The organism is Streptacidiphilus anmyonensis (assembly GCF_000787855.1).
Taxonomy (GTDB): Bacteria; Actinomycetota; Actinomycetes; order Streptomycetales; family Streptomycetaceae; genus Streptacidiphilus; species Streptacidiphilus anmyonensis.
Genome location: NZ_BBPQ01000002.1, coordinates 157,642 through 169,155 on the forward strand (window position 1 = coordinate 157,642; position 11,514 = coordinate 169,155).

7 protein-coding genes and 1 riboswitch are annotated in these 11,514 nt (G+C 74.3%); of the genes, 6 read left to right on the forward strand and 1 reads right to left on the reverse strand.

All coding sequences use genetic code 11. The features are described from left to right. Positions 1-689: 689 nt before the first annotated feature. A complete protein-coding gene (locus TR50_RS03325) occupies positions 690-1,808 on the reverse strand; it encodes an alpha/beta hydrolase family protein (protein WP_042413711.1) in 1,119 nt (372 codons plus the stop codon). A 298-nt stretch (positions 1,809-2,106) separates the two neighbouring features. Between TR50_RS03325 and TR50_RS03330 the strand changes: the two genes are divergently transcribed. The 6 genes from TR50_RS03330 to TR50_RS03350 form a co-directional block, all read left to right on the forward strand. Then, positions 2,107-3,507 (forward strand): NAD(P)/FAD-dependent oxidoreductase, encoded by a 1,401-nt coding sequence (locus TR50_RS03330; protein WP_042413713.1) that lies wholly within the window; start codon positions 2,107-2,109, stop codon positions 3,505-3,507. Positions 3,508-3,671: 164 nt separating this feature from the next. Beyond that, positions 3,672-3,827, forward strand: coding sequence for a hypothetical protein (locus tag TR50_RS46455; protein WP_160311070.1), 156 nt, complete (start codon positions 3,672-3,674; stop codon positions 3,825-3,827). Between the two features lie 56 nt (positions 3,828-3,883). Then, positions 3,884-4,058, forward strand: a riboswitch (cobalamin riboswitch). Between the two features lie 31 nt (positions 4,059-4,089). Next, a complete protein-coding gene (locus TR50_RS03335; protein ID WP_042413716.1) occupies positions 4,090-5,040 on the forward strand; it encodes a cobalamin biosynthesis protein in 951 nt (316 codons plus the stop codon). Then, positions 5,037-6,536: a cobyric acid synthase gene (locus tag TR50_RS03340; RefSeq protein ID WP_042413719.1), complete on the forward strand. Its 1,500-nt coding sequence runs from the start codon at positions 5,037-5,039 to the stop codon at positions 6,534-6,536. The genes TR50_RS03335 and TR50_RS03340 overlap by 4 nt, the downstream gene beginning before the upstream one ends. Before the next feature lie 115 nt (positions 6,537-6,651). Next, a complete protein-coding gene (gene cobN, locus TR50_RS03345) occupies positions 6,652-10,305 on the forward strand; it encodes a cobaltochelatase subunit CobN (protein ID WP_236654268.1) in 3,654 nt (1,217 codons plus the stop codon). Positions 10,306-10,352: 47 nt separating this feature from the next. Next, positions 10,353-11,514 (forward strand): magnesium chelatase ATPase subunit I (locus TR50_RS03350; RefSeq protein WP_152648247.1); only part of this gene is annotated, 1,162 nt, incomplete at its 3' end.

Sequence of the window (11,514 nt, forward strand, 5' to 3'; positions counted from 1 at the left end):
CGGGGCAGCCGGGCCACACGGGCGGCAGGGATATCGGCATCACGGTCACGCGGATTCCGGGACGTCACGCGGTGCAGTCTTCCCCGTCATACGGCAACTTGTCACATTCTCAGGCGTGGCGCAGTTCCGCCTGCGGCGGGCGGGACACGAGAGCAGGGAAGTTGCACTCCGCGCACCGTCCCCGGGGAGCGGGATCCGGCCACGGCGGCGAGCAAGGCGCCCCCGAACGGCACCGCCGGGCACACCTCGGCATCCTCCGGGGCGGGAGGCGGGCAGGGCGCGGGCGGGAGGCAGGCAGCGACGCGGGCCGGCCGTCGGCCGGGGCCTTCCGTCCCGGGGCACCGGATCCGGCACGGCGACGAGGCGAGCGCCCCGGCCTGCCTCCCGCACGCACTCCCCCGCCCCGGCCGCGCGTCCCTCTCACTGACGCCGGGGCGGGAGCCGCCTCCGTTCGGAGGCCGGGGTCCGCGGACTCCAGGGCCCGGAGTCCCGCAGGGCCATGGGGCGAGCCCCCGCCCGGCCCGCACGCACTCCCGCGGCCTCCGGGTCGAGGGCCGGGGGGCGTGCAGCCGCGCGGCGGCGGGCCGCGCTCGTGCCGGGCGGCACCCGGGTGGTTCGCCGGCGCGGCACGGGGACGCGCCCGGCCGCGGACTGCGGGAGCGCGTCCCCGACCTGACCGGTCGCAGCGCCTAGAGCAGCGGCGTGACGAACCGTCGCAGGATGTCCTCGTACCCCTGCGGGTCGGCGTTCCACAGGGCCTCGTGCTCCGTGCCGGGGAACTCGCGGAAGAGGACGAGGTCGTCCCGGCGGCGGGCCAGGCGGCGGACGGGTTCGATCGGGGCGATGGTGTCGTCCGGGCTGTGCAGGACCAGGGCCGGGGCGTGGAGGCCGTCGCCGGAGGCGAGGTGGTCGAAGCCGGCGGTGTCGACGTCCGTGCGGCCCTGCGCGGCCAGCGTGCCGAGCTCGGCGAGGGCCTGCGGGACGCCCAGCCGGGTGGCCCGCCGCCGCACCGAGGTGCGGAAGTCGAGGACCGGGGAGTCGAGCACGAGGCCGCGCACGTAGTCCCGCCACGCGGAGCGCTCCGCCGCGTACAGGATCATCGTCGCGCCAAGGCCCCACCCGTACAGCAGGACGCGGCTCGCGCCCGAGTCCACGGCCAGGCGGATCGCCGCCTCGACGTCGCGCCACTCGGTCTCGCCGAAGTGGCCGATGCCGTCCGGCGACGGCGGCGCGCCCGGGTCGTTGCGGTAGCTGACGCTCAGCACCGGCAGCTTGAACTCCTCGAAGAGCGGCAGCAGCGGCAGCACCTGGGCGCGGTCCGCGCCCATGCCGTGGACGGCGATCACCCACGGGTCGCGCAGGCCGGGGAGGTACCACGCGGGCATCGCGCCCAGCTCCGTGGCGACGGCCGTCTCGGAGAAGTCCAGCCCCAGCGCGGACCGCGGGTCGCCGCGCAGCACCCACGGCGTCAGCACCACCTTCTCGCCGGGCTCCGGCAGCGCCCCGGTGCCCTGGCGGACCGCGCGGACGACGGTCTGCGCCGTCGTGGCGATCACGTCACCGACGACGACGTGGCCGTCGGCGCCCCACTCCAGCGCCCAGACGCCGGGGCGCTCGGTCTCCGGGGAGCGGGTCAGCTCCACCCGGCCGGGCTCCACCGCGTGCACCCGCAGGCCCCCGGCGGAGGCGGGCGCCGCGCCGCCCGCGCGGACCGAGATCTCCGAGACCACTCGTCCCGCCACGAGCGCCACCACACCCGCGCCGACGGCGGAGGCGGTGACCACGACGGCTGCCTTGCCCCAACGCATGTGGCTCTCCCGATGGACGCTCGATCGGATGTTCTCTCCATCCCAGTACCCAGGGCCGCCGCCCGCCACCGGGAAAGGGCCTAACGGGGCGCGGGAACCCGCTCGCGTCCAGTCGACGGTTTGTCCGAAGAAGCCGCCCGGACCTTGACACTCTGTGCATTGCCGCAGCTCGCAGCCCCGGATAGCGTGCCCGAAAAGCTGAGCGGACAGCGCAGGACAGCGCAGGACGGCTCAGCCGAAACAGCTCAGCCAAGACCCACAACAGCTCAGCCAAGACGCAGACGGAAGCAGGTCTGAAGTGGCCACGTCCACCACCGTCAACGGCGGTGTCTCCTTCTGGTACTCCGCCATCGGCCTTCCCGAGCCGCGCCCCGCGCTGGACGGGTCCACCGAGGTCGACGTCGCCGTCGTCGGCGGCGGCTACACGGGCCTGTGGACGGCCTACTACCTCAAGCAGGCCGATCCCGCACTGCGGGTGGCCGTGCTGGAGCAGCGCTTCTGCGGCTACGGCGCCTCGGGGCGCAACGGCGGCTGGCTCTACAACGGCTTCGCCGGCCGGTCGGTGTTCGCCAAGCGCTACGGCAAGCCGCGCGCCGTCGCCATGCAGCAGGCGATGAACGCCGCCGTGGACGAGGTGCTGCGCGTCTGCGACGCGGAGGGCATCGAGGCGGACCAGACCAAGGGCGGCGTCCTGGAGGTCGCCCTCACCCCCGCGCAGGTCGAGCGCCTCGACGCCTTCGTCGCCGGCGAGCACGCCTACGGTGAGACGGAGGTGCAGCGCCTGACCGCCGCCGAGGCCTCGAAGCGGATCGCCGTCTCCGGTGTCCTCGGGGCGAGTTGGACCCCGCACGGCGCCCGGATCCAGCCGGCCAAGCTGGTCCTCGGCCTCGCGCGGGCGGTCGAGCGCCTGGGCGTGAAGATCTACGAGCAGACCACGGTCACCGAGATCCACCCGGCCCGCGGCGCGGCCCCCGCCCGCGCGGTCACCGGGCGCGGCACGGTCTCGGCGAAGTTCGTGCTGCGCTGCACCGAGGGCTTCACCGCCAACCTCCAGGGCGAGAAGCGCTCCTGGCTGCCGATGAACTCCTCCATGATCGTCACCGCGCCGCTCCCCGCCTCGTTCTGGGACTCCGTCGGCTGGGACGGCCGCGAGACGCTCGGCGACTTCGCGCACGCGTACATGTACGCGCAGCGCACCGCGGACGACCGGATCGCCCTGGGCGGGCGCGGCGTCCCCTACCGCTTCGGCTCGCGCACGGACAACGACGGCTCGACCCAGGCGAAGACGATCGAGCAGCTGACCGAGATCCTGACCCGTTTCTTCCCCGCCGCCGAGGGCGTCGCCATCGATCAGGCCTGGTCGGGCGTGCTGGGCGTGCCGCGCGACTGGTGCTCGACCGTGGCCGCCGACCCCGCGACGGGTCTCGGCTGGGCCGGCGGCTACGTCGGCAGCGGCGTCACCACGACCAACCTCGCCGCGCGCACCCTGCGCGACCTGGTGCTGGGCGAGCACACCGAGCTGACGGCCCTGCCGTGGGTGGACCACAAGGTCCGCAAGTGGGAGCCGGAGCCGCTGCGCTGGATCGGCGTCCACGGGATGTACGCGGCCTACCACTTCGCCGACCGCCAGGAACGCGACGGCCGCGCGCGCACCTCCCCGGTGGCGAAGGTCGCCGACGTGATCTCGGGCAGGCACTGAACTCGGGCAGGCGCTGAACTCGGACGGGCGCTGACCGCAGGGGCGCGCCCCCGCGCCCCTTGTGGTTCCCCAAGGTGCAGAAATGTTCCCTTTGTCGGACGCTGGTGTGAGGACGGATCGGGGTCCGTCCAGGCCGCAGCAGCATTCGACACCTTGGGGTGCCCATGTCTGTCATCTTGTGCCTGCTTGTCGCCCCGCTGGGACTCTTCCTCATCCTCGGTCTCTCCTGGTTCGAGGATCACGTCCTCCGTCCGCCCGCGAGTCCCGCCGACCAGGCCCTGCAGAAGGCCGTCGAACTGCTCAACAAGCCGCGCTCCTGACAGTGACCGGTGACACCGGCGGGGCCGGTTGACGCTGCCTCCGGCGACATGGTGGGATCCTTACGCCAATCGGAGGCAAGGAGAGGAAGCCGGTGCGAATCCGGCGCGGTCCCGCCACTGTCACCGGGGAGCACCTGCGAACGACGGCCACGGCAGCGCGACGCTGTTGGAAGGCCCGCCGGTGCGTCGATCCGGAAGCCAGGAGACTCTCGCCTTCGGATCGTCGATCCAGGGCGCGGACCCTGAGTGAGGACACGCACCGGTGCGCAGTCGCGCGCGCAGCGCTTACGCGTTCGCTTTCGGGGCAGTGGCGGGTTACGCCGCCGACGCCGTGTTCGGCGACCCCCGGCGTGGTCATCCCGTAGCAGGCTTCGGACGGTTCGCGGGGGCGCTGGAGAGGCGCCTCTACCGCGACCACCGCGGCGCCGGGACCGCCTTCACCCTGGCCGCCGTCGGCGGCGTCACCGCCGCCGCGCTCGCCGCGCAGCACGCGGCACGGCGCTCCCCCGCCGCGCAGGCGGCCCTGGCCGCCGCGGCGACGTGGACCGTGCTCGGCGGCGCGTCCCTCACGCGCGAGGCCCGCGTCATCGCGGGCGCGCTGGAGCGCGGGGACGTCGAGGCGGCGCGCCAGCACCTGCCGCACCTGTGCGGGCGCGATCCGCGCCACCTCGACGAGCAGCAGCTCGCGCGCGCCGTGGTGGAGTCCGTCGCGGAGAACACCGCCGACGCGGTCGTCAACGCGCTCGCCTGGGGCGCCCTCGCCGGCGCTCCCGGCCTGCTCGCCTTCCGGGCCGTCAACACCCTGGACGCGATGGTCGGTCACCGCTCGCCGCGGCTGATCCGCTTCGGGTGGGCGTCCGCGCGCCTGGACGACGTCGCGGGATGGCCGGGCGCGCGGCTGACCGCGCTGCTGACCGTCGCCGCGAGCGCGGACCGGAGCCGGACCGTGCGGGTGTGGCGGCGTGACGCCGCGTCCCATCCGAGCCCGAACGCCGGGCACGCCGAGGCGGCGTTCGCGGGCGCGTTGGGCGTCCGCCTCGGGGGCACGCTCCAGTACGGGGAGAGGACGGAGCACCGGCCGGTGCTCGGGGCCGAGCTGCGACCGGTCGCGGTCGCGGACGTGGAGCGCGCGTGCCGGCTGTCGCGCCGGGTCGGCGCGCTGGCGCTGGCGGCCACCGTCGCTGTCGCGTTGCTGAAGGGGGCACGTACGTGAGCGGGGCGCTGCTGGTCGCCGGGACGACCTCGGACGCGGGCAAGAGCGTCGTCACGGCCGGCATCTGCCGCTGGCTGAGACGGCAGGGCGTCAAGGTCGCGCCGTTCAAGGCGCAGAACATGTCGCTGAACTCCTTCGTCACCCTCGACGGCGCCGAGATCGGCCGGGCGCAGGCGATGCAGGCGGCCGCGGCCGGGGTCGAGCCGGAGGCGGCGATGAACCCGGTGCTGCTCAAGCCCGGCGGCGACGGGCGCAGCCAGGTCGTCGTGCTGGGCAGGCCCGTCGCCGAGGTCGGCGCGCTCGACTACCGCGACCGCAAGCCCGCGCTGCTGCGGATCGCCCTCGACTGCCTCGCCGACCTGCGCAGCCGTCACGACGTGGTGGTCTGCGAAGGAGCCGGCTCCCCCGCCGAGATCAACCTGCGGGCCGGCGACATCGCCAACATGGGCCTGGCCGTCGCCGCCGACCTGCCCGTCGTCGTGGTCGGCGACATCGACCGGGGCGGCGTCTTCGCCTCGATGTTCGGCACGCTCGCGCTGCTGTCCGCCGAGGACCAGGCGCACATCGCCGGCTGGCTGGTGAACAAGTTCCGCGGCGACGCGCGACTGCTCCAGCCCGGACTGGACATGCTGCGCCAGGTGACGCACCGTCCGGCGCTGGGCGTGCTGCCGATGCTGCCGGGCCTGTGGCTGGACGCCGAGGACTCCCTCGACCTGGCCGGGGTCATGGCGCGCGGGTCCTCCGGTCCGGCCGTCGGCTCCGAGGTGCTGCGGGTCTCCGTCGTGCGGCTGCCGCGCCTGTCGAACTTCACCGACGTCGACGCGCTCGCGCAGGAGCCGGGCGTGCTGGTGCGCTGGGCGACGCGGCCCGAGGAACTGGCCGACGCCGACCTGGTCGTCCTGCCCGGCACCCGGGCCACCGTCGCCGACCTCGCCTGGCTGCGCGACCAGGGCCTGGACCGGGCCGTCGCCGAGCGGGCGGCGCGCGGCCTGCCCGTGCTGGGCGTCTGCGGCGGCTACCAGATGCTGGCACGGACGATCGACGACCGCTTCGAGTCCCGGCAGGGCGAGGTGGACGGGCTCGGGCTGCTGCCGGTCCGCATCGCGTTCGCGCGGGAGAAGACGCTGGCCCGGCCGGTCGGCGAGGGCTACGGCGAGGTCGTGCACGGCTACGAGATCCACCACGGCGTCGCCACCGTCGAGGGCGGCGAACCCTGGCTGGACGGCTGCCGGGAGGGCGCCGTCTGGGGCACGACCTGGCACGGCGCGCTGGAGAACGACGGGTTCCGCCGCGCCTTCCTGCGCGAGATCGCCGCAGCCGCCGGACGGGACTTCGTGCCCGCGCCCACCACCTGCTTCGCCGCCGCCCGCGAGGAGCGGCTGGACCGGCTCGGCGACCTGATCGCCGAGCACGCCGACACCGACGCGCTGTGGCGGCTGATCGAGGGCGGCGCCCCGCAGGGCCTGCCCTTCGTCCCGCCGGGGGCGCCGGCGTGAACCACGGCTTTGCACCGACCACGACTTTGCACCGATGTTCAACGATGACGAGGGAGTTGACCGGGTGACCGAGACCCAGCAGGACGCGGCGGAGAGCGGGACCACGGTCCTACTGCTGTCGACCGCCGACACGGACCTGCTCGCGGCCCGCGCGTCCGGCGCGCGCTACCTGATCGGCAACCCGACCAGAACCGATGTCGCGTCGGAGCTCCCGGCGCTGCTCGCCGACGCGGACGTGGTCGTCGTCCGGCTGCTCGGCGGCCGCCGCGCCTGGGAGGACGGCCTCGCGGCGATCGCCGCCTCGGGCCTGCCGACCGTGCTGCTCGGCGGCGAGGCGGTGCCGGACGCCGAGCTGATGGGCATGTCCTCCGCCCCGGCCGGTGTCGTGGCCGAGGCGCTGCGCTACCTCGTCGAGGGCGGCCCGGCCAACCTCGCCGAGCTCGCGCGGTTCCTGTCCGACACGGTCCTGCTGACCGGCGAGGGCTTCGCCCCGCCCCAGGCCATGCCGCAGTTCGGCGTTCGGGGGGACGCTGAACTGCGGGATGGCCGCCCCACGGTGGGTGTGCTCTTCTACCGCGCCCACGAACTCTCGGGGAACACCGCCTTCGTGGACACGCTGACGGAGGCGATCGAGGCCAGGGGCGGCAACGCCCTGCCGATCTACTGCGGTTCGCTGCGCGGGGCGGACGCCGGGCTGTTCGAGCTGGTGGGGAGGTGCGACGCGCTGGTCGCGACCGTGCTCGCGGCCGGCGGGACCGTCGCCGCCGACGCCTCGGCGGGCGGCGACGGCGAGGAGAGCTGGGACATCGGACAGCTGGCCGAGCTGGACATCCCCGTCATCCAGGGCCTCTGCCTGACCACCTCGCGCGGCGTCTGGGACGAGTCCGACGCGGCGCTCTCGCCGATGGACGCGGCCATGCAGGTCGCCATCCCCGAGTTCGACGGCCGGCTGATCTCCGTGCCGTTCTCGTTCAAGGAGACCGGCGCCGACGGCATCCCCGTCTACGTCGCCGACGAGGAACGCGCCGGGCGCGTCGCCGGGATCGCGCTGCGGCACGCGGCGCTGCGGCACAAGCCGAACGCCGAGAAGAAGCTGGCGATCGTCTTCACGGCCTACCCGACCAAGCACTCGCGCGTCGGCAACGCCGTGGGCCTGGACACCCCGGCCTCGGCGGTCCGCCTGCTCGACGCGCTGCGCGGCGCGGGCTACACCGTCGACGGCTACCCGGACAACGGCGACGAGCTGATCCACTCGCTCATCGCCGCCGGCGGCCACGACGTCGAGTGGCTGACCGAGGAGCAGTTGCGGGCCGCACCCGCGCGGGTGCCGCTGCGGGACTACCAGCAGTGGTTCGACGCGCTGGACGACGAGCTGCGCGAGGGCGTGCTGGAGCACTGGGGCGAGGCCCCCGGTCAGCTCTACGTCGACGGCGACGAGATCGTGCTCGCCTCGCTGGCGTTCGGCAACGTCGTGCTGATGATCCAGCCGCCGCGCGGCTTCGGCGAGAACCCGATCGCGATCTACCACGACCCCGACCTGCCGCCGTCCCACCACTACCTGGCCGCCTACCGGTGGCTGGAGGCCGCGACATCGTCAGGCGGATTCGGCGCCGACGCCATCGTGCACCTGGGAAAGCACGGCACGATGGAGTGGCTGCCGGGCAAGGGCCTGGGCCTGTCGCGCGGTTGCGCGCCGGACGCGGTGCTGGGCGAACTGCCGCTGATCTACCCGTTCATCGTCAACGACCCCGGCGAGGGCACCCAGGCCAAGCGCCGCGGCCACGCCACCATCGTCGACCACCTGGTGCCGCCGATGGCGCGCGCCGACACCTACGGCGACCTGGCCAAGCTGGAGCAGCTGCTGGACGAGTACGCGCTCGTCAGCGATCTGGACCCGGCCAAGGCGCCGGCCGTGCGGGCGCAGATCTGGACCATCGTCAAGGCCGCCGAGCTCCACCACGACCTGCACGTGGACGAGCAGCCGGACGACGCCGAGTTCGACGAGTTCGTCATGCACATCGACGGCTACCTGTGCGAGATCAAGGACGTGCAGATCCGCGACGGCCTGCACATCCTGGGCGGCGGTCCGGCGGACGAGGCGCGGGTCAACCTGGTGCTGGCGGTGCTGCGTTCGGCGCAGATCTGGGGTGGGCGCGCCGACGCGCTGCCCGGCCTGCGGGCCGCGCTGGCCGCCCACTTCGGGCTGGTGGAGAAGGAGTTGCTGGCCGAGCCGGGCGCGGTCGTGGCCGTGTCGCCTAAGCTGCGCGCGCTGGTCGACGGCCCGGCGCGGACCGGCGCGGACGCGCTGGACCTGCTGGAGCAGCTGTGCCGCCGGCTCGCCGAGGGCATGGAGGCGCGGGACTGGGCGGTCGAGGCCGCACCCGGCCTGGTCCTGGAGGTGCTCGGCGGTCCGCTCGACACGGCGGTGGCCGTGCTGGAGTTCGCCGCCGAGGAGGTCGTGCCGCGACTGGCCCGCACCACGGACGAGTTGGACCACATCCTGCGCGCGCTGCGCGGCGGGTACGTCCCGGCGGGACCGTCCGGCTCGCCGACGCGCGGGCTGGTCAACGTGCTGCCGACGGGCCGGAACTTCTACTCCGTCGACCCCAAGGCCATCCCGTCGCGCCTGAGTTGGGAGGTCGGCCAGGCGCTCGCCGACTCGCTCGTGGCCCGCTACCTGGACGACACCGGCGCCTACCCCAAGTCCGTGGGCCTGACGGTCTGGGGCACCTCCTGCATGCGCACCCAGGGCGACGACATCGCCGAGATCCTGGCGCTGCTGGGCTGCCGCCCGGTCTGGGACGACGCCTCGCGGCGGGTCACCGGCTTCGAGGTCGTGCCGCTCACGGAGCTCGGCCGTCCCCGCATCGACGTGACCGTCCGCATCTCGGGTTTCTTCCGCGACGCCTTCCCGCACGTGGTCGCCCTGCTGGACGACGCCGTTCGGGCCGTGGCCGAGCTGGACGAGCCCGCCGACGCCAACTACGTCCGCGCGCACGTCGACGAGGACACGGGCGAGCACGGCGACCGGCGCCGCGCGACCGCGCGCATCTTCGGCTCCAAGCCCGGCGCGTACGGCGCGGGCCTGCTGCCGCTGATCGACGCCCGCAACTGGCGCTCCGACGCCGACCTGGCGGAGGTCTACGCCGTCTGGGGCGGCTACGCCTACGGGCGCGGCCTCGACGGCCGGGCCGCGCGCGGCGACATGGAGCAGGCGTTCCGCCGGATCTCGGTGGCCGCGAAGAACGTCGACACCCGCGAGCACGACCTGGTCGACGCGGACGACTACTTCCAGTACCACGGCGGCATGGTGGCCATGGTCCGCCACCTGACCGGCGAGTCCCCGGCCGCCTACGTGGGCGACAGCGCCACGCCCAGCCAGGTCAAGACCCGCACGCTGGGCGAGGAGACGCACCGCGTCTTCCGCGCCCGTGTCGTCAACCCGCGCTGGATGGCGGCCATGCGCCGCCACGGGTACAAGGGCGCGTTCGAGATGGCCGCGACCGTCGACTACCTCTTCGGCTACGACGCCACGGCGGGCGTGGTCGACGACTGGATGTACGAGAAGCTGGCCGCCGAGTACGTCTTCGACCCCACCAACCAGGAGTTCATGCGCAAGTCCAACCCCTGGGCGCTGCGCGGGATCACCGAACGGCTGCTGGAGGCGGCGGAGCGCAAGCTCTGGGCCGAGCCGGACCAGAAGACCCTGGACCAGCTGCGGGCCACCTACCTGGAGCTCGAAGGCGACCTGGAAGGGGACGCGGAGTGAGCACCGTCGAGCAGGACGCCCGTTACCCCTTCACCGCCGTCGTCGGCATGGACGACCTGCGGCTCGCGCTGCTGCTGAACGCCGTCTCGCCGCAGGTCGGCGGCGTGCTGGTGCGCGGCGAGAAGGGCACCGCCAAGTCGACCATGGTCCGCGCGCTGGCCGGGCTGCTGCCTGCCATCGGCGTCGTGGCCGGCTGCCGGTTCGCCTGCGACCCGGCCGCGCCGGACCCGCAGTGCCCGGACGGGCCGCATGTCGTCTCCTCGGTGAGCGAGCGGCCGACCTCGCTGGTCGAGCTGCCCGTCGGCGTCAGCGAGGACCGCATCGTCGGCTCGCTGGACCTGGAGCGCGCGCTCGCCGAGGGCGTCAAGGCCTACGAGCCCGGACTGCTGGCGGCGGCCCACCGCGGCGTGCTCTACATCGACGAGGTCAACCTGCTCCACGACCACCTCGTCGACCTGCTGCTCGACGCGGCCGCCATGGGCCGCTCCTACGTCGAGCGCGAGGGCGTCTCGGTGCGGCACGCCGCGCGGTTCCTGCTGGTCGGGACGATGAACCCCGAGGAGGGCGAGCTGCGGCCGCAGCTGCTGGACCGGTTCGGGCTCACCGTCGAGATCGCGGCGACGCGCGAGCCCGAGCAGCGGGCCGAGGTCGTGCGCCGCCGTCTCGCCTACGACGCCGACCCGGACGGCTTCGCCGCCCGCTGGCGGGACGACGAGCGGGCTCTGGCCCAGCGCATCGTCACCGCCCGGGAGTCGCTGCCGCAGGTGGTGCTCGGTGATGCGGCGCTGCGTCAGATCACGGCCGTGTGCGCGGCGTTCGAGGTGGACGGCCTGCGCGCGGACATCGTGATGGCGCGCACCGCGGTCGCGCTCGCGGCCTGGGCCGGGCGGACGCAGGTGCTGGCGGAGGACGTGCGCGTCGCCGCGCAGCTGGCGCTTCCGCACCGGCGGCGGCGCAACCCCTTCGACGCGCCGGGGTTGGACGAGGAGAAGCTGGACGAGACGCTCCAGCAGTTCGCCGGGCAGGACCCCGAGACCGACCCTGACGGCGCCCGGGACAGCGATCCGGACAGCGATCCGGACGGCGCTCCGGACGACGACGGCCCGGACGACTCGGGCCCCGACAACGGCGGCGGGGGCGGCGGGGGCGGCGGCCAGGACGCGCCGAGCGGGCCGGAGGTGGAGTCGTCCGCCCCGGAGAGCCCGGCCG

Excerpts from the sequence above, each read along its gene's own strand:
- TR50_RS46455 (WP_160311070.1), top strand. The coding sequence starts at position 3,672 with ATGTCTGTCATCTTGTGCCTGCTTGTCGCCCCGCTGGGACTCTTCCTC.
- TR50_RS03325 (WP_042413711.1), bottom strand. The coding sequence starts at position 1,808 with ATGCGTTGGGGCAAGGCAGCCGTCGTGGTCACCGCCTCCGCCGTCGGC.